The 20714-nt window shown below is 60.0% G+C and carries 18 protein-coding genes and 1 riboswitch; of the genes, 11 read left to right on the top strand and 7 right to left on the bottom strand.

Going from position 1 to position 20714, the window contains the following annotated elements; genetic code table 11:
- Positions 1 to 39: 39 nt before the first annotated feature.
- Genes KQP88_RS02580 through KQP88_RS02595 form a run of 4 tightly spaced genes read right to left on the bottom strand, consistent with a single transcriptional unit; the run spans position 40 to position 3407 of the window.
- Complete coding sequence (locus KQP88_RS02580) at positions 40 to 1002, bottom strand: metal ABC transporter ATPase (RefSeq protein ID WP_117167285.1); 963 nt, start codon at positions 1000 to 1002, stop codon at positions 40 to 42.
- Between the two features lie 36 nt (positions 1003 to 1038).
- Positions 1039 to 1854, bottom strand: a complete 816-nt coding sequence (locus KQP88_RS02585) for an aldo/keto reductase (RefSeq protein ID WP_216704769.1) — start codon at positions 1852 to 1854, stop codon at positions 1039 to 1041.
- A complete protein-coding gene (locus KQP88_RS02590) occupies positions 1851 to 3026 on the bottom strand; it encodes an NAD(P)/FAD-dependent oxidoreductase (protein ID WP_216704770.1) in 1176 nt (391 codons plus the stop codon). The genes KQP88_RS02585 and KQP88_RS02590 overlap by 4 nt, the downstream gene beginning before the upstream one ends.
- A gap of 48 nt (positions 3027 to 3074) precedes the next feature.
- Positions 3075 to 3407, bottom strand: coding sequence for a DMT family transporter (locus tag KQP88_RS02595; RefSeq protein ID WP_198724345.1), 333 nt, complete (start codon positions 3405 to 3407; stop codon positions 3075 to 3077).
- A gap of 136 nt (positions 3408 to 3543) precedes the next feature.
- On the opposite strand from KQP88_RS02595, the gene waaA reads away from it, so the two are divergent.
- Positions 3544 to 4821: a lipid IV(A) 3-deoxy-D-manno-octulosonic acid transferase gene (gene waaA / locus KQP88_RS02600; protein ID WP_216704771.1), complete on the top strand. Its 1278-nt coding sequence runs from the start codon at positions 3544 to 3546 to the stop codon at positions 4819 to 4821.
- Positions 4822 to 4867: 46 nt separating this feature from the next.
- Here waaA and KQP88_RS02605 read toward each other — a convergent pair whose 3' ends face one another.
- On the bottom strand, positions 4868 to 6307 hold the full coding sequence (locus tag KQP88_RS02605) for a TolC family outer membrane protein (RefSeq protein WP_095067237.1): 1440 nt from the start codon (positions 6305 to 6307) through the stop codon (positions 4868 to 4870).
- Positions 6308 to 6464: 157 nt separating this feature from the next.
- Positions 6465 to 6569, top strand: a riboswitch (TPP riboswitch).
- 141 nt (positions 6570 to 6710) lie between these two features.
- On the opposite strand from KQP88_RS02605, the gene thiC reads away from it, so the two are divergent.
- Positions 6711 to 8600 carry a phosphomethylpyrimidine synthase ThiC gene (gene thiC / locus KQP88_RS02610; RefSeq protein WP_216704772.1) on the top strand — a complete coding sequence of 630 codons (1890 nt, stop codon included), beginning with the start codon at positions 6711 to 6713 and terminating at the stop codon, positions 8598 to 8600.
- A gap of 63 nt (positions 8601 to 8663) precedes the next feature.
- Here thiC and KQP88_RS02615 read toward each other — a convergent pair whose 3' ends face one another.
- Entirely contained in the window at positions 8664 to 9410 is a 747-nt protein-coding gene (locus KQP88_RS02615) for an RsiV family protein (RefSeq protein ID WP_198724351.1), read from the bottom strand.
- Between the two features lie 208 nt (positions 9411 to 9618).
- On the opposite strand from KQP88_RS02615, the gene KQP88_RS02620 reads away from it, so the two are divergent.
- From KQP88_RS02620 to KQP88_RS02660, 9 genes are all read left to right on the top strand, one after another.
- Positions 9619 to 10236: an NUDIX domain-containing protein gene (locus tag KQP88_RS02620; RefSeq protein WP_025258272.1), complete on the top strand. Its 618-nt coding sequence runs from the start codon at positions 9619 to 9621 to the stop codon at positions 10234 to 10236.
- Complete coding sequence (locus KQP88_RS02625) at positions 10227 to 10679, top strand: DUF1249 domain-containing protein (protein WP_025258273.1); 453 nt, start codon at positions 10227 to 10229, stop codon at positions 10677 to 10679. The genes KQP88_RS02620 and KQP88_RS02625 overlap by 10 nt, the downstream gene beginning before the upstream one ends.
- A 99-nt stretch (positions 10680 to 10778) precedes the next feature.
- A complete protein-coding gene (gene cpdA / locus KQP88_RS02630) occupies positions 10779 to 11585 on the top strand; it encodes a 3',5'-cyclic-AMP phosphodiesterase (RefSeq protein WP_200995044.1) in 807 nt (268 codons plus the stop codon).
- An 89-nt stretch (positions 11586 to 11674) separates the two neighbouring features.
- The gene (locus KQP88_RS02635; protein ID WP_216704773.1) at positions 11675 to 12310 is read left to right on the top strand and encodes a YqiA/YcfP family alpha/beta fold hydrolase; all 636 of its coding nucleotides are present in this window, start codon (positions 11675 to 11677) and stop codon (positions 12308 to 12310) included.
- Positions 12311 to 12326: 16 nt separating this feature from the next.
- On the top strand, positions 12327 to 14231 hold the full coding sequence (gene parE, locus KQP88_RS02640) for a DNA topoisomerase IV subunit B (RefSeq protein WP_200995042.1): 1905 nt from the start codon (positions 12327 to 12329) through the stop codon (positions 14229 to 14231).
- Positions 14228 to 15208, top strand: a complete 981-nt coding sequence (locus KQP88_RS02645) for an esterase-like activity of phytase family protein (RefSeq protein ID WP_216704774.1) — start codon at positions 14228 to 14230, stop codon at positions 15206 to 15208. The genes parE and KQP88_RS02645 overlap by 4 nt, the downstream gene beginning before the upstream one ends.
- Positions 15205 to 15726 carry a retropepsin-like aspartic protease family protein gene (locus KQP88_RS02650; protein WP_216704775.1) on the top strand — a complete coding sequence of 174 codons (522 nt, stop codon included), beginning with the start codon at positions 15205 to 15207 and terminating at the stop codon, positions 15724 to 15726. The genes KQP88_RS02645 and KQP88_RS02650 overlap by 4 nt, the downstream gene beginning before the upstream one ends.
- Positions 15727 to 15736: 10 nt before the next feature.
- Complete coding sequence (gene parC / locus KQP88_RS02655) at positions 15737 to 17992, top strand: DNA topoisomerase IV subunit A (RefSeq protein ID WP_216704776.1); 2256 nt, start codon at positions 15737 to 15739, stop codon at positions 17990 to 17992.
- Between the two features lie 179 nt (positions 17993 to 18171).
- Positions 18172 to 18867: a PqiC family protein gene (locus KQP88_RS02660; protein WP_216704777.1), complete on the top strand. Its 696-nt coding sequence runs from the start codon at positions 18172 to 18174 to the stop codon at positions 18865 to 18867.
- A 179-nt stretch (positions 18868 to 19046) separates the two neighbouring features.
- Here the strand turns inward: KQP88_RS02660 and KQP88_RS02665 are convergent, their stop codons facing one another.
- Positions 19047 to 20585, bottom strand: a complete 1539-nt coding sequence (locus tag KQP88_RS02665) for a histidine kinase (RefSeq protein WP_216704778.1) — start codon at positions 20583 to 20585, stop codon at positions 19047 to 19049.
- Positions 20586 to 20714 lie beyond the last annotated feature (129 nt).

Below are 20714 nucleotides of genomic sequence, written 5' to 3' on the forward strand. Positions count from 1 at the left end.
TCGCGAATAAATTCGCTCCCACCTGTTATTTAGCAAAGCCTATTTACTCAGGCTCTTGCGCGCCATCTGCAGTAACTCCCTGGCCTTGCCGGTCAGGTTCTTGAGGCCGCTCTTTCTGGGTGGTGGTGTCAGGCCTTGCTGCCGGAGCCAGTCCTTCCAGCGAATCCGCTCTTCATGCACCACCCAGCCATCCTGGGCGGCGAAGCTTTCTGCCAGGTACAGGCCGCGTGTACTGACCGGCGCGAGCTTGTCCTGCTTGAGGGTATAAAGCTCGGGCAGCGGCACGCCGTTTTCCAGCGGCATCAGATACAGGTCGGGCTTGCTGCGGTTGAGGCGGGCGACCAGTTGCTCTTTTTCCAGGGTTTCATCCACATGAAACAGGCTCAGGGGACGTGCTTCCTTGGGAATCTCCAGGCGCATGTCGTAGATCAGTTGCAGTGACGCGGTCGGCAAATGCACGTAGGCGCGTGGACGCTCGATCAGGGTCATGCTGCCACAGCGCACCGGGCGTGCCGCGCCCGACAGTGAACTCAGACGAAAAGGCATGGCCTCGCGATAGTGCAGCGCCGCCGCATAAGGGGCCGGTAACCAGGTGTCGTTGAAACGCCCGCTCAGCCAGCCCTGAGGCGTTTCGATCAGGCACTCTTCAGCGACCTCCTGAATGGCGGTGTGCAGCGGCAGGGTGATTTCGTGAGCCGGTACGTAACCGGAAATCAGCTTGAGTACCACATCGCCACGGTCCTGGCGCCGTTGCCTGACCAGCACCCAGTAATCGCGATTCTGCCAGTTCAGGGTCAGCCGTATCGACACGCCCAGGTTGGCCAGCTCCGTGGCGAAGCGCTCGTTGTCCGGGACTTCGATCTTGCGGCGACGCTGCAAGGTCTGGGAAAAATTCAACGGCATCCCGACGCTCTGATAACTCAGGCTATCGGGAGTGGCTTCGACGAATAACGGCAGGGTCTTGAAGTCGCTGGGGTTTTTCCGGATCAGGGTTCGCGGCATATCGGCTCCTTCTTGCGTTGGGGTCGGCCGCCTGCATCAGGCTTGACGGCTAATCACAGCGGCTGCACATGCAACGTTGTGAGCCAGATGCAGGGGATTGATGGTCCCGACGATAGCACTGGCAACACCCGGATGTTCAAACAGCAACTGAAAACTGGCCTGTACCGGGTCGACTCCTGGGTTCAGACATATGTGACCGCTGGCGAGGGCCTTTTTCACCAGAATTCCTTTGCCATGAGCGGCAGCGTAGTCCAGCACCGGTTTTTCACCCTGTTCATTGAGATTGTAGGTGACCATCGCACAGTCGCCTTCGCGCAATGCCAGCAGGCCTCCTTCGACCGTCTTGCCGGAAAAACCGAAACCACGAATCTTGCCTTCACGCTTGAGCCCGGCAAGGGTCTGATAGACCTCTGTATCGTTGAGAATCGCCAGATCGTTGCCGTCCGAATGCACCAGAACCAGGTCGATGAAATCGGTTTCAAGACGTTTCAGGCTGCGCTCCACCGACAAGCGTGTATGTTCGGCGCTGAAGTCATGGCTCGATTGTCCCTCCACGAATTCTTCTCCCACCTTGCTGACAATCACCCAGTCCTGACGCTGGCCACGCAGCAACGGGCCGAGGCGTTCTTCGCTGGTGCCGTAGGCCGGGGCGGTGTCGATCAGGTTGATGCCCATGTCGCGGGCCATCCTCAAGAGCATCTGCGCTTGCTGATCGTCTGGGATCGTGAAGCCATTGGGGTACTTCACACCCTGATCCCGGCCGAGTTTGACGGTGCCCAGGCCCAGTGGCGAAATGCTCAGGCCGGTGCTGCCCAGCGGGCGATGCAGGTCGTGCAGGGTTTTCACGGTCATGGCAGCAGTTCATCCCAGACAGGTATCGCCAGAGGTGGCAAGGGCAGGTCGTTCATGGCCGGTTGAGGGGTTGGCTGAATGCCATCCTTCGACAAGGCCGCCAGGACGCGGTCTGCAAAGTCCGGTGCCAGTGCCAGTTTGGTGGGCCAGCCGATCATGAGGCGCTGCTGAACATCCACAAAGGCGTTGTCCGGACGCACCAGACCCGACTGAGCCGGTTCTGCACGGTCGACGCGCAAGGTTGCCCATTGTGCCTGGCTCAAGTCGACCCATGGCAGCAGCGACTCAAGCTCCTTGCGGGCCGCTGCGATCTGGGCCGCTGGCTCACGAGCCACGCCATCGGCTTCGGCAAGGTCGCCACCCAGATACCAGACCCACTGCCCATCGGCCGCTGGATGAGTGGTGACGGTAATGCGCGGCTTGGGTCCGCCGCCCAGGCAATGGGCGTACAGCGGTTTCAGGGTCGGGCCTTTGACCAGCACCATATGCAAAGGGCGACGTTGCATCTGAGGCTGGGAAACACCCAGTGCTTCAAGCAGGTCGGCATTGCCGGCGCCCGCGCTGAGCACCACACGCTGGGCGCGGATTTCCCGGCCATCCACACGCAAGCCTGCCAGTTCGCCATTTTCCTGAAGGGGTTCGATCTGCTGACCGGCGAGCAGGCTGTCACCGGCCAGTTCGGCCAGGCGTGCGATCAGGCTGGGGACATCGACCACCAGCTCTGCCAGTCGATATACCTTGCCTTTGAATTTGGGGTTTTGCAGCGCAGGTGGCAGTTGGTCGCCCTTGACCTGATCCACGCGCCCGCGCACCGCCTTGCTGGCGAAGAAGCTGGTCAGGTTGCCGGCGATGGTGCCAGGTGACCATAAATAGTGGGCTTCGGACAGCAGACGCACACCGGACAGGTCCAGTTCGCCTGTGCCATCAAGGGCTTCACGCCAGCGGCGCGGCATGTCGGCAATCGCTTCGGAGGCACCCGACAGCGCGCCATGCAGCGCGTACTTGGCGCCGCCATGGATGATGCCCTGAGACTTCAGGCTTTGCCCGCCACCCAGGTTCGCGCTTTCTACCAGCACTGTCGAGAACCCTTGACGACGTAACCGGGCATTGAGCCAGAGGCCGGCAATACCGCCTCCGACAATCAGGACGTCAGTGGAAATAACAGATGGCATGGGCACCTCAGTGGCGTGAAGAATGGGCCATTATAGGGGATCGTGATTTCAATGCCCGGCGGTTTTCGAGAACAACTGGATGACCACCACCCCGAGCACGATCATGCCCATGCCCAGCAGGGCCGGAAGATCCAGCTTCTGTCCGTAGATAAAGAACGCCGCGATGCTCACCATGACGATCCCCATGCCCGACCAGATGGCGTAGGTGATGCCCACCGGGATCGTGCGCATCACCAGAATCAGCATCCAGAAAGCAATGCCGTAGCCGACAATCACCAGCAGCAACGGCAGCGGCGTGCTCAGGCCTTTGACGGCTTTCATGGAGGTGGTAGCGATGACTTCGGCGCAGATCGCGATGGCCAGCAGATAGTAGGCAGGCATGGTGTCTCTCCTTTCAAGGCTGCGTATCTTAGCGATTTCTTCAAACAGCCACGGCACTCCATGCGCCGTGGGCAAGTGTGTTCATGCCTGCACGAGGTCGTGGCTTTGATGGGGTGTGCTGATAAACTCCGCGCCCATGAATAGAACTCTTTATACCCTGTTGTTTCATCTTGGCTTGCCGCTGGTTGCCCTGCGGCTGTGGTTGCGTGCGCGCAAGGCTCCGGCATACCGCCAACGGATCGGTGAGCGTTTCGCTGTCGGTCTGCCTGCGATGCAGCGCGGCGGTATCTGGGTCCATGCGGTGTCGGTGGGCGAGAGCATCGCTGCTGCCCCCATGATCCGTGCCTTGCTGGCTCAGTACCCCGGGTTGCCGGTTACTGTGACCTGCATGACCCCGACAGGTTCGGAGCGGATCAAGGCGATGTTCGCCAGCGAGCCGCGCATCCAGCCCTGCTATCTGCCCTATGACCTGCCATGGGCGGCGGGCCGGTTTCTGGATCATGTCCAGCCACGCCTGGGCATCATCATGGAAACAGAGTTATGGCCCAATCACATTCACCAGTGTGCCAGGCGCAATATCCCCGTGGTGCTCGCCAATGCGCGGCTGTCGGAGCGCTCGGCTCGTGGCTATGCACGTTTTGCAGGGCTGACACGCCCGATGCTGGCGGCCATGAGCTGGTTTGCCGTGCAGACCGAAGCGGAAGCCCAGCGCTTTCGTGACCTGGGTGCGCGTCCTGAATGCGTGGCAGTGACCGGCTCGATCAAGTTCGACTTGAGCATCGACCCGCAACTGCCCGAGCAGGCGGCTCAGCTGCGAGAACAATGGCAGGCTACCGGGCGACCGGTGTGGATTGCGGCCAGCACGCATGCGGGCGAAGACGAAAGTGTATTGGCGGCCCATCGTCAATTGCTGTCGAGCCATCCCGATGCCTTGTTGATTCTGGTGCCGCGCCATCCCGAGCGTTTCAACAGCGTGCATGAATTATGTCAGCAGCAAGGCTTCACCACTGTGCGGCGTTCGTCCGGGCAGGTGGTCACCCCGGATACCTCGGTGTTGCTGGGCGACACAATGGGTGAACTACTGTTTCTGTATGCCCTGGCAGACAGCGCCTTCGTCGGCGGCAGTCTGGTGCCCAATGGCGGGCACAACCTGCTGGAACCCGCTGCACTGGCCAAGCCGGTGCTCAGTGGCCCGCATCTGTTCAACTTTCTGGAAATTGCCGCGTTGCTGCGTCAGGCCGGAGCGCTGGAAGAGGTGAGCGATCCGGATGCGCTGGCAACGGCTGTGCAAAAGCTGTTCGATCAGCCGCAACTGGCGCGCAGCATGGCGGATGCCGGTATTGGTGTGATGAAGGCCAATCAGGGGGCGTTGCAGCGGTTGCTGGATGGGGTTGCCATTTGCCTTCGCGAATGAATTCGCTCCCACAGGGTGTGGGAGCGAATTTATTCGCGAAAAGGATTTACCGCTGTGCCGGCTTCTCGAAATTCTTCTGCGCTGCTGCGGCCAGGTCCGGTGGCAGGAAGTCCTTGTCCGGGTTGTAGTCGGATTTCAGGTAGCGGGACAGGTCCTGCAGGTCACCAGGGCTCAGGGTCCCGGCGGCCTGTTTCAGGCGCAGGTTATCGATGATGTAGTCATAGCGCGTGTTGTTGTAGTTACGCACCGAGGCATAGAGCTGACGCTGGGCATCGAGTACGTCGACGATATTGCGGGTGCCGACCTGATAGCCGATTTCCGTGGCTTCAAGAGCACTCTGGTTGGAGATGATCGACTGCTTGCGAGCCTGCACCTGTTCCACATCGGTGTTCACGGCACGGTGCAGGTTGCGGGTGTTTTCCACCACCTGACGGCGCAGGCTTTCCCGGCGCTGCTCGCTCTGGGTCAGGCGCGAGTAGGCTTCGCGAACCTGTGAGCTGGTCAGGCCGCCGCTGTAGATCGGAATATTCAACTGCACGCCGATGCTGCGTTGCTCCACATCACCGCCATAGTTGCGGCCCGTGTAGTTCGGGTTGCTGAAGCCCAGTGCGTCATTGTCGCCGCGCTGGTAAGTGGCGACCGCATCAAGAGTCGGCGCATGGCCAGCCTTGCGCTGGCGCAGGGTTTCTTCGGCTGCGCTGACGGCATAGTTGCTGGCCAGCAGGTTGAGATTCTGTTGCGCGGCAGTATCGACCCAGGCCTTGGCGTCGTTGGGGATCGGCGCCAGCACCGGCAAGGTGTGGACGATGCCTTCGATGGAGTTGTATTCGCGATTGGTCAGGGTCACCAGCGCCTGGAAGGCGTCATCCACCTGACGTTTGGCAATGATCCGGTTGGCCCGTGCGGTGTCGTAGCTGGCCTGGGCCTGCAGCACATCGGTCTTGTCGGAAAGGCCGACATCGAACCGCTCGTTGGCCTGATCCAGCTGCCGCTTGAAAGCGGCTTCTTCGGCCTTGGTCGAAGCCAGGTTGTCCTGAGCGCGCAATACCGCGAAGTAACTTTGGGCCGACTCCAGGATCAGGTTCTGCTCGGTGGCCGAGAGTTCCAGTGCCGCTTGCTCGTTGACGGCTTCGGCGGCCTGCAACTGGAACCAGCGATCGGCGCGGAAGATCGGCTGGCTCAGGGTCGCCTGATAGACCGTGCCGCTTCGGGTCGCAATGGCGCTGGGCTGATCGATGCTGGTGCGGGTGTTGTTGGCCTGTGCGCTTGCCGAAAGATTGGGCAGCAAGCCGGCGCGAGCCTGGGGGACGACTTCCTTGCGGGCATCGTAATCGGCGCGGGCAGCCGCAAGATCGGCATTGTTGTCCACGGCCTGTTGATAGACGTTGACCAGTCCGGTCTTGGTCGGAAGAGGCGCATCCGCGGCCAGGGCCTGTACGCTGCCGGCACACGACACGGCAATGACCAACGAAAGTTTGCGCAACATGAGGCATTCCCTGTTCATGGTAATGATGCCGGTTTGATGCAAAACCGGGTTAGCGAGTGTAGAGCCAGTTGTTGAGCGCAACAATCAGCTATTGGCCATTTATCGATGGCAGCATAAATAGGCTGGCATTTGCGGGGCCGACCATCATAGACTTGCGACGTTCTTGTCGGGGTGCCTTGCTGTGAGGCTGAGATCGGTTAAACCGGATCCCGTTGAACCTGATCAGGTTAGCGCCTGCGTAGGGAACAAGATTTCTCGTCTCCCGGCGAGTCCTCTTGAGTGTCGTCCGGGGTCGATTGTTCAAAAAATGAACAGCGCGCGCCTGCCGATACTCAGCACCTGTAAGGGTGCGTCCGTCCGTTTTATCAGGTTACTCCGACAACAAACTGTCTGGAGAGCCGTGATGAGTACAAAAGCAAAAAACGCCCCGCACTTGAGTGAGTCCGCCCAGGTCGATTCTGGATCGGTACAACCTTTTACCCGCTCGCAGAAAGTCTATGTCCAGGGTTCGCGCCCCGATATCCGTGTGCCGATGCGCGAGATCACCCTTGATGTGACCCCCACGGACTTCGGTGGCGAAATCAATGCGCCGGTAACGGTCTACGACACTTCCGGTCCCTACACCGACCCCAATGTGGTCATCGATGTGCGTCAGGGCCTGGCCGACGTGCGTTCGGCCTGGATCGACTCGCGCAACGACACCGAGCGTCTGGCCGGTCTGAGTTCGCACTTCGGCCAGCAGCGCCTGGACGATCCTGAGCTTACCGCCCTGCGCTTCGCCCACGTGCGCAACCCGCGTCGTGCCAAGGCCGGTGCCAATGTCAGCCAGATGCACTATGCCCGTCAGGGCATCATCACTGCCGAGATGGAATACGTCGCCATCCGCGAAAACATGAAACTGCAGGAAGCTCGCGCCGCGGGCCTGCTGAAGCAGCAGCACGCCGGTCACAGTTTCGGGGCCAGCATTCCGAAGGAAATCACCGCCGAGTTCGTGCGCGAAGAAATCGCCCGTGGCCGCGCAATCATTCCGGCCAACATCAATCACGTCGAGCTGGAGCCGATGATCATCGGCCGTAACTTCCTGGTGAAGATCAACGGCAACATCGGCAACAGTGCGCTGGGTTCTTCCATCGAGGAAGAAGTCGCCAAGCTGACCTGGGGTATCCGCTGGGGTTCGGACACGGTCATGGACCTGTCCACCGGCAAGCACATCCATGAAACCCGTGAGTGGATCATCCGCAACTCGCCGGTTCCGATCGGCACCGTGCCGATCTATCAGGCGCTGGAAAAGGTCAACGGCGTGGCCGAAGACCTGACCTGGGAGTTGTTCCGCGACACCCTGATCGAGCAGGCCGAGCAGGGCGTCGATTACTTCACTATCCATGCCGGTGTATTGCTGCGCTACGTGCCATTGACTGCCAAGCGCGTCACCGGAATCGTGAGCCGTGGTGGTTCGATCATGGCCAAGTGGTGTCTGGCGCATCACAAGGAAAACTTCCTCTATACGCACTTCGAGGAAATCTGCGAAATCATGAAGGCCTATGATGTCAGCTTCTCGCTGGGTGATGGCCTGCGTCCCGGCTCGATTGCCGACGCGAACGACGAAGCCCAGTTCGGTGAGCTGGAAACCCTGGGTGAACTGACCAAAATTGCCTGGAAACACGATGTCCAGACCATGATCGAAGGCCCCGGTCATGTGCCGATGCAACTGATCAAGGAGAACATGGACAAGCAGCTCGAATGCTGCGACGAGGCGCCGTTCTACACCCTCGGCCCGCTGACCACGGATATCGCGCCCGGTTATGACCACATCACCTCGGGTATCGGTGCGGCCATGATCGGCTGGTTCGGTTGCGCCATGCTGTGCTACGTCACACCCAAGGAACACCTGGGGCTGCCGAACAAGGATGACGTGAAGACCGGGATCATCACCTACAAGATCGCCGCCCATGCTGCGGATCTGGCCAAGGGGCATCCCGGCGCACAGATTCGTGACAATGCCTTGAGCAAGGCGCGTTTCGAGTTCCGCTGGGAAGACCAGTTCAACCTCGGCCTGGACCCGGACACTGCCCGCTCGTACCACGACGAAACCCTGCCCAAGGATTCGGCCAAGGTGGCGCACTTCTGCTCCATGTGCGGGCCGAAGTTCTGTTCGATGAAGATCACTCAGGAAGTACGCGAGTACGCCGCCAACCAGAAAATCGAGGCGGTTGACCTGTCGGTTGAAGAAGGGATGCGCGAGCAGGCGGAGCGTTTCAAGCAGGAAGGCAGTCAGCTCTACAAGAAAGTCTGACCTCTGGTTCAGCAGTGGGAGCGAATTCATTCGCGAATAAATTCGCTCCCACTGGTTTTAGGTTTAGCCGCGACCGGGGAACAGCTCCGGACGGATCACACCATTGAGCTGTGGATAAGGAATCTTCAGCTCGATATGGCCCATGGAGTAGGGCGCAATGGTGGTGACTGGATACTTCAGAATCACTGAACCATAGGTCAGGGCAATGTTGGGCGTTCGCTTGAACGGCCAGGTCTTCACGAACTCACTGTCCTGATTCATCTTGGTCGAAACCAGCCAGCCCTGATGGGCCAGTTCGGCTTTTGCCCAGAATTCGTTTTCTTTGCCCGGGATCACCATGTCCGCCAGTGTCAGGACTTTCTGTTGCTGGCGCGAATAGTTGATGAACGCTCTGCCGGGGTTGCCGTGGGCGCCACCGGTATCCAGATAACTCGACAGCTCGACTACCACGATACCGTCATGCTGTTCGCGTACCTTGGCTTGCAGATAGCTGCTGTTGCGACCCGAAGCGCTGCTCAGGAATTGTTCCTGATAGTCCTTGATCGACGCAGGCACCGGCGCGCCGGAATCCGTGCGGGTCAGTTGCAGCAAGGTCTTCTGGACAATGGCGTCCAGCCTTGGCTCGTCGGGGAAATGCACGGTATCGATATTGACCAGCGGGCAATCGGTGGTGGTGCAGCCCGGCTTGATCAGCTCGGAAGCATCGCGCTGGACTTGCAGCGGAGTACGCATGCCGGGTGTGAAAATGCTCTGGCAGGCGCCCAGCATCAGGCCCAGACAAGCCAGTGAAGTGATCCTCAATAACGACATGTTGGTCCTTGGCGATATCAATGGAGGCGGTTGCATTGTTCGTGTGCAGGCTGCTTGGACTGCAAACAATGTCTTCGGTTCGCCACTTGGCGGATTAGAAGTGTTTTATGCCATGGCCGTCTACCCTGCATCTTCAAGGGGGCTGCATCCTGGAGTCGATGCGCGTTAGGATGGTCTGAAGTCACAGATCACCGCAAGCGAGAAACCTATGCCCCAGAACACCCGATCAACGCCAACGGCTTTTGAGATCACCCGGCGCGAAAGCTGCTTCAAGGGGTTCTACAAGCTCGACAAGCTGTACCTGCGCCACGAGCTGTTTGCCGGTGGCATGAGCAATGAAATGAGCCGCGAACTGTTCGTTCGTCATGATGCCGTCTGTGTTCTGCCTTATGACGCCAAGCGCGATGAAGTGGTGCTGATCGAACAGTTTCGGGTAGGCGCGATGGAGAAAAGCGGCAACCCCTGGCTGATCGAACTGGTGGCCGGATTGATCGACAAGGACGAACAGCCGGAAGAGGTTGCTCATCGCGAAGCAGAAGAGGAAGCTGGACTTGTTTTCAGCGCGTTATGGCCGATAACCAAGTACTTTCCTTCGCCGGGTGGCAGTGACGAATTCGTTCATCTGTTCATGGGGCAGTGCGACAGTCAGGGGGCGGGCGGTCTGCACGGGCTGGAGTCCGAGAACGAGGATATCCGTGTGTCGGTCTGGTCGTTCGATGATGCGATCCAGGCGGTGGCTGACGGGCGAATCATGAATGCGGCAACCATCATTGCCTTGCAATGGCTGGCGTTGAACCGTACGGAAATAAGGGGGCTATGGTCGTGAATCTTTTGCGCGAGCGCTACCGTGTCGATCTTGCCGGGCTACAGGCGGCGTGCGAGGCCAACTACGCGCGCTTGATGCGTCTGCTTCCCGATATGCGTACCCAGAAAAGCTCGCGCCGGGTGGCGGTCACCCAGGGCGACCAGATGCTCGGCGTGCTGGCGGTCGAAGTGCTTCTCGACTGCCCGTACACCACAACCCTGCAGGTTCGCCAGGAGCACAGCCTGGCCTGGCTGCCGGTGCCGCGCCTCGAGGTTCAGGTCTATCACGATGCGCGGATGGCCGAAGTGATCGGCGCCGAGCATGCCCGACGCTTTCGGGGGATTTATCCGTATCCCAATGCCGACATGCACCAGCCTGACGAAAAGGCCCAGCTCAATCTGTTCCTGGGCGAATGGCTGAGCCACTGTCTGGCATGCGGTCACGAGTTTGAAGCGGTACGCTGACCCTGCCGCTCACTCAAATGTGATCCACGCACACTTTCCCGATTTACCTGCCTCCTCCTGCATCTCATAATCGCGCTGAATTCGCTCAAGGAGACGGCCTTGCCGAGCGCATCCCGATCATCGTCAGTTTTAGTGGTGCAACTATCCGACAGTCACCTGTTCGCCGAGGCGGATGGCACGCTGCTGGGCATGAAGACCCGTGACAGCCTGGAAAAGGTCGTCGATCTGGTGCTGGCCGAGCAGTCGGGCATCGATCTGGTGATTGCCAGTGGTGATATTTCCCAGGATGGCAGCGTGCAGTCCTATCAGGCCTTTCGTCAGCTCAGCGGGAGGATCGCTGCACCTGTGCGCTGGTTCCCCGGCAATCACGACGAATTGCCGCAAATGGCCCATGCCTCCCAAGACAGTGACTTGCAGCAGCCAGTGATGGATGTCGGCCAGTGGCGAGTGACGCTGCTGGATTCGGCGGTTCCCGGCTCGGTGCCCGGTTTCCTGCAGGAGCAGCAACTGCAATTGCTGGAGCAAGCCCTGAGCGAGGCTCCTGATCGTCATCATCTGGTTTGCCTGCATCACCATCCGGTGTCTATCGGCTGCGAATGGATGGCGCCCATCGGCTTGCGCAATGCCGACGCGCTGTTCGCGGTGCTGGATCGCTTTCCCCAGGTGCGTGCCGTTCTGTGGGGGCATGTTCATCAAGCGTTCGATCAACAGCGTAATGGCGTGAGGCTATTGGCTTCGCCTTCCACCTGTATCCAGTTCGCGCCGGGCAGTGTGGACTTCACGCTCGACACCGCCGCGCCGGGGTATCGCTGGCTGCGCCTGCACGATGATGGACAGCTCGAAACGGGCGTTTCCCGCGTGGTCGGTATGCAGTTTGAAGTCGATTATGGCGGCACCGGCTATTGATCCTTGTCGGGCTATGAATTCCCTTGAGGTCTTGAGCCATTTATCCCTGTAAACTACGCGGCTTTGTTCCGGGCTTCGGGAGAGACGGCTTGATCAGTGACACACCATCATTGCTGTACATTCACGGTCTGAACAGTTCTGCCCTGTCGAACAAGGCCTGTCGGCTGATCGCCCTGATGAACTCGTTGGGTATAGGCGAGCAATTGCGCGTCCCCGAACTTCATCACCATCCGCGCCAGGCCATGGTTCAGCTTGAGGCCGCGATACAGGCGCTTGGGCGGCCTTTGCTGGTCGGCAGCTCGCTCGGCGGCTACTATGCGACTCATTTGGCGCATCGGCACGGCCTCAAGGCGGTCCTGATCAACCCGGCGGTGAATCCGCACCAGTTGTTCGACGGCTACCTCGGTACCCAGCAGAACCTGTATACCGGTGAGCGCTGGGAATTGACCCAGGACCACATAACGGCCCTGGCGGAGCTTGAAGTACCGGCTCCACAGGACCCGGACCGCATCCAGGTATGGCTGCAGACCGGTGATGAAACCCTGGATTACCGCCGCGCCGAATCGTTCTACCGGGCCTGCGCACTGCGTATCCAGCCTGGTGGCGACCACAGTTATCAAGGCTTTGCCGAGCAGATGCCGGCCTTGCTGAGTTTTGCCGGATTTGCGCCTGATCTGTTGCGGGCAATCGATCTACCCGATTCGCGCCCTCGTACCCATGAATAATTGATGATGAGAACCCATGGCCAATCCCAGCGCTAGCTCTTATAACGCAGACGCCATCGAAGTCCTCTCGGGCCTCGACCCGGTTCGCAAACGTCCGGGCATGTACACCGATACCGCTCGGCCGAATCACCTTGCCCAGGAAGTGATCGACAACAGTGTCGACGAAGCGCTGGCCGGGCATGCCAGATCGGTCCAGGTGATCCTGCACGCCGACAACTCTCTGGAAGTGTCCGACGACGGTCGCGGCATGCCGGTGGACATTCACCCGGAAGAGGGTGTGTCCGGTGTCGAACTGATCCTCACCAAGCTGCACGCCGGTGGCAAGTTCTCCAACAAGAACTATCAGTTCTCCGGCGGCCTGCACGGAGTGGGGATTTCCGTGGTCAACGCGCTCTCGACCCAGGTCCGGGTCCGGGTCAAGCGCGATGGCAACGAATACGAAATGACCTTTGCCGACGGCTTCAAGGCCTCGGAACTGGCCGTTGTCGGCACGGTTGGCAAGCGCAATACCGGCACCAGCGTGTATTTCGCGCCGGACCCCAAGTATTTCGACAGCCCCAAGTTTTCCGTCAGCCGCCTCAAGCACGTGCTCAAGGCCAAGGCCGTACTCTGTCCAGGGCTGCTGGTCAGCTTCGAGGACAAATCCACCGGCGAAAAGGTCGAGTGGCATTACGAAGACGGCCTGCGCTCCTACCTTCAGGATTCGGTCACCGAATTCCTGCGCCTGCCGGACGAACCGTTCTGTGGCAGCTTCGCCGGTAACAAGGAAGCCGTGGACTGGGCGCTGCTCTGGCTGCCCGAGGGCGGCGACAGCGTTCAGGAAAGCTACGTCAACCTGATCCCGACCGCTCAGGGCGGTACTCATGTCAACGGCCTGCGCCAGGGCTTGCTGGATGCGATGCGCGAGTTCTGCGAATTCCGCAACCTGCTGCCGCGTGGCGTGAAGCTGGCACCGGAAGACGTCTGGGAGCGAATTGCTTTCGTCCTCTCGATGAAAATGCAGGAACCGCAGTTCTCCGGCCAGACCAAAGAGCGTCTGTCGTCCCGTGAAGCGGCCGCATTCGTGTCGGGCGTTGTAAAAGATGCTTTCAGCCTGTGGCTGAACACTCACTCCGAGCTGGGCCTGCAACTGGCGGATCTGGCGATCAACAACGCCGGTCGTCGTCTCAAGGCCAGCAAGAAAGTCGAGCGCAAGCGCATTACCCAGGGGCCTGCACTGCCCGGCAAGCTGGCCGACTGTGCCGGCCAGGATCCGGCGCGCTCCGAGCTGTTCCTGGTGGAAGGTGATTCCGCAGGTGGTTCGGCCAAGCAGGCGCGGGACAAGGAGTTCCAGGCCATCCTGCCGTTGCGCGGCAAGATCCTCAATACCTGGGAAGTCGATGGCGGCGAAGTGCTTGCCAGCCAGGAAGTCCACAATATTGCGGTCGCCATTGGTGTCGATCCGGGCGCTGCCGATATCAGTCAGTTGCGTTACGGCAAGATCTGCATCCTCGCCGACGCCGACTCGGACGGTCTGCACATCGCAACCCTGCTGTGCGCGCTGTTCGTCCAGCATTTCCGTCCTCTGGTGGATGCGGGCCACGTGTATGTCGCCATGCCGCCGCTGTACCGCATCGACCTGGGCAAGGAAATCTTCTATGCCCTGGATGAAAGCGAGCGCGACGGCATTCTGGATCGTCTGGTGGCCGAGAAGAAGCGCGGCAAGCCACAGGTCACCCGATTCAAGGGGCTGGGTGAGATGAACCCGCCGCAACTGCGTGAAACCACCATGGACCCGAATACCCGGCGTCTGGTGCAACTCACGCTGGATGACTTTGCCGCGACTTCGGAAATCATGGATATGCTGCTGGCCAAGAAACGCGCGGGTGACCGCAAGTCCTGGCTTGAATCCAAGGGCAACCTTGCCGAGGTTCTGGTTTGACAAGAAGCTGGCTTGCCGCCTTGATGCTGGTCGTCGCACCGGCCCTTGCTGCGCCTGTTGAAGAGCTGACACTGGTGTCCGAGCATCCGGTAGACGGTATGGTCGGCGGCAATCTGTCAGGTCTGGCGATGTGCAACGGCCGGTTGTGGACGGTATCGGATCGTGACGACAACCTGCTTTACAGCCTCGATACCACGAACAAGACCTGGGTGGCCGAGCCTCACGCCATGACTGTGCCTGAGCCGGTCAGCTACCTGCCTCTGAACCTGCGCTCGCTGGCCAGCCTGTCGTCCGTGATACGTGGCGGCAGTATGGATTTCGAGGGCGTAAGCTGTGATGCTCAGGGTAATCGGTATCTGGTCAGCGAAGCTCACGGCACTGTTCTGAAAGTACCGGTCACCGGCGATCCCGTATGGCTCGATCTGCCTGCGGCACTGATAGAACAGGCTCGTTCAAGAGGCATGCTGCAGCATTTCAACGCGATCTTTGAAGGCATCGCTGTCAATGCGGCAGGCGACAAGGTCTGGCTGGCGGCCGAGCGTGAGAGCCGCGGGCTGCTGGTGGTCCAGCGTGAAAAGGGCAAGTGGAACTGCAAGAAGAGTTGCGTGCTGCTTGTCGATCCGGGGCAGGCCGCTCCGCCACCGCAGTTGAAGGGCGACAAGTTATCCACAAAGGATTTCTCGGATATTTCACTGTTCAACGGCAAGCTGTTCACTCTGGAGCGTTCGGTCTATCAGGTCTGTCGCCGGACTCTGGAAACAGGTGAGGTCGAACATTGCTGGTCGTTCGCCAAAGAGGCCCTGCTGCCTGAGCGTATCTACGATCAGCCCTATGGCCTGACCGAAGCGCTGGTGGTCGATGAAACCGGAGCCTGGATCGGTATCGACAACAATTTCGGTGTCCGTGCCGATGGTGAGAAACGCCCGATTGTCTGGCGCTTTGCGGCTCCCGCCGGTGGCTGGAGTGCCGGGCAATGAACCAGGCGCTTCCCGGCAGGCGTGCGGGCAGGATCCTGATGTTCCTGGCCTGGGGCGCAGGACTGTTTCTGGCCACGCGCTTTTTCGGCGACTGGGAAGAGCGGCAGCAGAACCCCAACACCCAGGTCGTTTCGCAACACGGCGAGGGTTATATCGAAGTGCAATTGCTGGCTGATCGCCGCGGGCACTTCGTCAGCACCGGCAGGATCAATGGCCAGGTGGTCGAATTCATGGTCGATACCGGGGCAACCGATGTGGCGATACCGGCTGAAGTGGCTGACACGCTGCGCCTGTCGCGAGGCGTACCGGTTACGGTGAGTACCGCCAATGGCGAAAGCCGCGGCTATCGGGCCGTGCTCGACAGCCTGCAGGTGGGTGACATCACCCTGCGCAACGTGCGCGCCATTGTGGCGCCCGGCCTTGAAGGCGAGCAGATATTGCTTGGCATGAGCGCAATGAAACAACTCGAATTTACCCAGCGCGGCGGCACCTTGCTGCTGCGTCAGACGACAAAATGATGAGGCCCGCATGAGCGACTCCCTTGACCTCAGCCTGGATGGCGTAGAACGCCGATCACTGGCTGACTTCACCGAACAGGCCTACCTCAACTACTCCATGTACGTAATCATGGACCGTGCCTTGCCGCATATCGGCGATGGCCTCAAGCCTGTACAGCGACGCATTGTCTACGCCATGAGCGAGCTGGGCCTGGGTGCCGATGCCAAGCACAAGAAGTCTGCGCGTACCGTGGGCGACGTGCTCGGCAAGTTCCACCCGCACGGCGACTCGGCCTGTTACGAAGCCATGGTGCTCATGGCCCAGCCGTTCAGCTATCGCTACACGCTGGTGGACGGACAAGGCAACTGGGGTGCGCCGGACGATCCCAAGTCGTTCGCGGCCATGCGCTACACCGAAGCCAGGCTGTCGCGTTATTCCGATGTGCTGCTCAGCGAACTGGGCCAGGGCACGGCGGACTGGGTGCCGAACTTTGACGGAACCCTGGATGAACCTGCCGTCTTGCCGGCACGTTTGCCGAATATCCTGCTCAATGGCACCACCGGCATCGCCGTGGGCATGGCCACCGATGTGCCGCCGCACAACCTGCGGGAAGTGGCCAGCGCCTGTGTGCATCTGCTCGATGACCCCAAGGCCAGCATCGAAGACCTCTGCGTTCACGTCAAAGGCCCGGATTACCCGACTGAAGCGGAAATCATCACGCCTCAGGCCGACCTGCTGAAAATCTACGAAACCGGTCGCGGTTCGGTGCGCATGCGTGCCGTTTATCGCGTCGAAGATGGCGATATCGTGGTCACCGCGCTGCCGCATCAGGTGTCCGGTGCCAAGGTTCTGGAGCAGATAGCGGCCCAGATGCAGGCCAAGAAGCTGCCGATGGTGGCCGACCTGCGTGACGAGTCCGACCACGAAAACCCTTGCCGTATCGTCATTATTCCGCGCTCCAACCGGGTTGAAGTCGACGAGCTGATGCAGCATCTGTTCGCTACTACCGAGCTGGAATCCAGCTACCGGGTGAACGTCAATATCATCGGCCTGGACGGCAAGCCGCAGCTCAAGAACCTGAAGGCACTGCTCAACGAGTGGCTGGTATTCCGTATCGCTACCGTTCGTCGCCGCCTGCAATACCGCCTCGATAAAGTCGAGCACCGCCTGCACCTGTTGGACGGTTTGCTGACTGCCTATCTGAACCTGGATGAAGTGATCCACATCATCCGCACCGCCGAACACCCGCGTGCCGAGCTGATCGCACGCTTTGGCCTGACGGAAATCCAGGCTGACTACATCCTCGACACTCGTCTGCGTCAGTTGGCGCGCCTGGAAGAGATGAAGCTGCGCAGCGAGCAGGATGCCTTGCTCAAGGAGCAGGCCAAGCTTCAAGCCCTGCTGGGCAGTGAATCCAAGCTGCGCAAGCTGGTGCGTGCCGAGCTGATTGCCGATGCCGAAACCTATGGTGATGACCGCCGGTCGCCGATCGTGGCGCGTGCCGAAGCCAAGGCACTGTCCGAAAACGAACTGATGCCGACCGAGCCGGTGACGGTTGTGCTGTCCGAAAAAGGCTGGGTGCGTTGCGCCAAGGGCCATGATGTCGACGCCACGGGGCTTTCCTATAAAGCGGGCGATGGTTTCAAGACGTCAGCCACTGGGCGCTCCAACCAGTTTGCGGTCTTTATCGATTCGACCGGGCGCAGCTACTCGGTTGCGGCGCATACGTTGCCGAATGCACGGGGCCAGGGCGAGCCGTTGACCGGCAAGCTGCAACCACCGCCGGGCGCAAGCTTCGAGTGCGTGCTGCTGCCTGATGATGACGCGCTGTATGTCATTGCTTCCGATGCCGGTTACGGTTTTGTGGTAAAAGGTGAGGACTTGCAGGCCAAGAACAAGGCTGGCAAGGCACTTCTGAGCCTGCCGACAGGCGCAAAAGTCATTCTGCCGCGGCCTGTGGCCGATCGGGAGCAGAACTGGCTTGCAGCCGTGACCACTGAAGGCCGGTTGCTGGTTTTCAAGATCAGCGACCTGCCGCAACTGGGTAAAGGCAAGGGCAACAAGATCATTGGTATTCCGGGCGAGCGTGTGGCAAGCCGGGAAGAATACGTGACAGACCTGGCGGTAATCCCGCAAGGCGCTACGCTGGTGCTTCAGGCTGGCAAGCGCACACTGTCGCTCAAGGCCGATGACCTGGAACATTACAAAGGAGAACGTGGACGACGAGGGAACAAACTGCCAAGAGGCTTCCAGCGTGTGGATACCTTGTTGGTGGAAAACAGCTAGGAATATTCATGTAGAGCCAGCGGTCTTCATTTTGCCATGAAGATCGACGCATAATCGCTGGAGTCATGGCGAATATTCACGGATGATATGGTGTCTTGGGGTCTCGGCTGGCTTAGTGCCCGTACGAGCCTATAAGTATCTACACTGTGGCCGCCCGTGGTGGCCACCTGGATGGGACGATGAATTTTCTACGCCTTCCCTTTGTCTTGTTGATGACGGGCGTTTTAGGTCTGGCTGGTTGCAGCATGCATCAGCCGACAGCGCTTTATCAGCTCGATAGTGGTGACCCGGGCCAGCCGAAACAGAGCGCCGGGCTTGCCGTTTTGCTGGGTCCGGTTTCAGTTGCCGACTATCTGCAACGTGAAACCCTGCTGCAACGTCAGCCTGACGGTACGCTGACGGCTTCATCCGATGGCCGCTGGGCCGGCAATCTTTCCGCGGACATCGACCAGCTCCTGCTGCGTCAACTGGCCTGGAAGCTGGACAGTCAGCGAGTCGTACTGGCGCCTGCGGTTGCGAACTTCAAGCCTGATGTTCAGGTCGTGTTGTCCATCACCCGCCTGGATTCGGGGGCCAAGCAACCTGCCGTGCTCGATGCGCAGTGGCGTTTGCTGGACCGCAAGGGCAATGTTCGTGACAGCCGCCTGGTTCACCTGGAAGAGGTCCACAGCGGTGGCTCTGCCGATCAGGTCCGAGCGCAGGGTCTTCTGCTGCAACGACTGGCCGAGCAGGTCAGCATGGCGGTCAAGCCAATTGCCTGGCAGGTTGTTGACGAGCCGAAGAAGGCGCCGGTTGCGAAGGCCAAAGAGCCCGATAAACCGAAGATCCCGATGGCTTCACCGATACGCACAGACCTTGAAGTGTTCCGCTTCTAAGGAATGGCCCACAAAAAAGCCCGCAGCGATGCGGGCTTTTTTATTGGTCGGTTGATTGCTCGTGGGAGCGAATCGGGCGGCGCTCCGCTCATTCGCGAAAACGGTATTTCAAACGACGTTTATCTGTCGGATGTGATAACGCTTTCGCGGATAAATCCGCTCCCACGGGGCGGGGGTGATCAGGCCTTGTGCGTCTCATGCATCCGCGCCAGCTGGCGTTCCAGCATGGACGGGTAAGGCTCCATCAGGCGCTCGACGCAGCACGCACCTTCCGGGCTTGCGATCGGGCGGATGCGAGCGCGTTGGCGGATCAGGGTGTCGTCGTTGATCTTGCGCTCCACCAGCAGCAGGTTGCGGCTGTGCTGTGACAGCGCCAGTGCGTCCTGAGCGGTTTCGGTCAGCAGCAGATCGATCTGGCTCAGGCCGGACAGGCCTTCACCCAGCGTCAGGCCCAACTGCAATTGCAGGGTGATACCGCTGTCGGCGACTTCGATCTGCAAGGCATGGCTCAATGCGCGCAGCAGTTCGCCGCAGCAGATGGCATTGGTCAGGTAGTCCTCACCGCTTTCCTGGCTGTGGAACAGCATCAGTGTGCTGCCGTCATTCAGGGTGTGCAGTTCGCTGTCATACAACGAAGCCGCTTGATCGAGGCAGTCGCGATAGCGTTGCAGCAGGTCGGTCAGGCGAGCGCGTGGCAGGCGGCGCAGTTGGTCCTGAGCGCCCAGTTGCACGGCCAGTACGGCGCTGTGCTGTGGCTCGCCTGGAGTGGACAGAGCAGCAGGGCGAATGGCCGGAGTGTTGGAGCTGTCGCGAAGATCGGCAAACGGATCTTCCTCGTCCTCTTCATCTTCCTCGGCCACGAAGCGACGTTGCGCGGGAGGCGCGATCACGCGAGGCTTGGGCGTTTCATCGAAGCGGGTGTCCCGTGCCGAAAACGAAGGCGCGGGCTTCTCGTCTTCAGGCTCCAGGTACGCATCGTCGTCTTCGCTGTACTCGGGTTCCGGTGGTGTTTCAGGCTCGGGAACCGGTGGGGCGAAGGAGGAGCGCAGTTGCCGCGCCAGATCGCCGATTTCGTCCTGGCGGTCGGTGGCCGGTGTGTACGGGTCGATATCACGCAGCCAGATCCGCAGTTGCAGCAGTGGCGTGGAGATATGGCGGCCCAGGCGCAGGCTCAAGGTCAGCGCCAGCGCCAGCAGGATGCCCGCCAGAATGCCCATGCTTTGCAGGCTGATGGTCATGGGCTGCTGGAACTGCGTCATGTCCAGGCTGATGCGCAGGTGTCCGGCCATGACATCCTGGAAAGTGATCTTTATTTCATAAAGACCCTGGGCTTCACCCAGCAGGCTGTTTTTCGGACGTTGCCCGGCCTCCGCAAGGATGCGGTTGTCGACGCTATAGATAGCCGCGTGGGCCACCAGCGGGTTCTTGACCAGATTGCCCAGCAGCACGTTGAGGCTGAGGATGTCGTTTGACACCAGCAGCTCGGTGGCCGAGGTTGCAGTCTGTGTGGTCAGGGCCTGCCCCAGTGCGTCAGCCTGTTCGTGCATGGCCTGCTTGAATTGCAGGCCCATCACGCCAGCGTAAATCACCAACGCCAAGGCGACCAGGATCACGTTATGGCTGGCAATACGCAAAGCTATCGGTACACGGCGGTGGCGCAATGCACGAAAGATCAGCAGGAAGAAATTATCGGTTTTAACGGGCGTGGGCCGGTTCACAGAGCACGGCTCTTTCGGTGAAGTTGCGCGCAGTATAACGACCGTCCCAGTAGCGGCAAAGCGCTGGCTGTGCCCGACGGTCACAGAAAGTGGTTAGAATGCGGTTTTTTTCCACTGCTGGGGTGTGCC

This window comes from Pseudomonas lijiangensis, from assembly GCF_018968705.1.
In the GTDB taxonomy this organism is placed as follows: Bacteria; Pseudomonadota; Gammaproteobacteria; order Pseudomonadales; family Pseudomonadaceae; genus Aquipseudomonas; species Aquipseudomonas lijiangensis.

Excerpts from the sequence above, each read along its gene's own strand:
- KQP88_RS02615 (WP_198724351.1), bottom strand. The coding sequence starts at position 9,410 with ATGTCGTTATTGAGGATCACTTCACTGGCTTGTCTGGGCCTGATGCTG.
- KQP88_RS02625 (WP_025258273.1), top strand. The coding sequence starts at position 10,227 with ATGGTCGTGAATCTTTTGCGCGAGCGCTACCGTGTCGATCTTGCCGGG.
- waaA (WP_216704771.1), top strand. The coding sequence starts at position 3,544 with ATGAATAGAACTCTTTATACCCTGTTGTTTCATCTTGGCTTGCCGCTG.
- KQP88_RS02620 (WP_025258272.1), top strand. The coding sequence starts at position 9,619 with ATGCCCCAGAACACCCGATCAACGCCAACGGCTTTTGAGATCACCCGG.
- parC (WP_216704776.1), top strand. The coding sequence starts at position 15,737 with ATGAGCGACTCCCTTGACCTCAGCCTGGATGGCGTAGAACGCCGATCA.
- KQP88_RS02595 (WP_198724345.1), bottom strand. The coding sequence starts at position 3,407 with ATGCCTGCCTACTATCTGCTGGCCATCGCGATCTGCGCCGAAGTCATC.
- KQP88_RS02585 (WP_216704769.1), bottom strand. The coding sequence starts at position 1,854 with ATGACCGTGAAAACCCTGCACGACCTGCATCGCCCGCTGGGCAGCACC.
- KQP88_RS02590 (WP_216704770.1), bottom strand. The coding sequence starts at position 3,026 with ATGCCATCTGTTATTTCCACTGACGTCCTGATTGTCGGAGGCGGTATT.
- KQP88_RS02580 (WP_117167285.1), bottom strand. The coding sequence starts at position 1,002 with ATGCCGCGAACCCTGATCCGGAAAAACCCCAGCGACTTCAAGACCCTG.
- thiC (WP_216704772.1), top strand. The coding sequence starts at position 6,711 with ATGAGTACAAAAGCAAAAAACGCCCCGCACTTGAGTGAGTCCGCCCAG.
- KQP88_RS02650 (WP_216704775.1), top strand. The coding sequence starts at position 15,205 with ATGAACCAGGCGCTTCCCGGCAGGCGTGCGGGCAGGATCCTGATGTTC.
- KQP88_RS02660 (WP_216704777.1), top strand. The coding sequence starts at position 18,172 with ATGAATTTTCTACGCCTTCCCTTTGTCTTGTTGATGACGGGCGTTTTA.
- KQP88_RS02605 (WP_095067237.1), bottom strand. The coding sequence starts at position 6,307 with ATGTTGCGCAAACTTTCGTTGGTCATTGCCGTGTCGTGTGCCGGCAGC.
- parE (WP_200995042.1), top strand. The coding sequence starts at position 12,327 with ATGGCCAATCCCAGCGCTAGCTCTTATAACGCAGACGCCATCGAAGTC.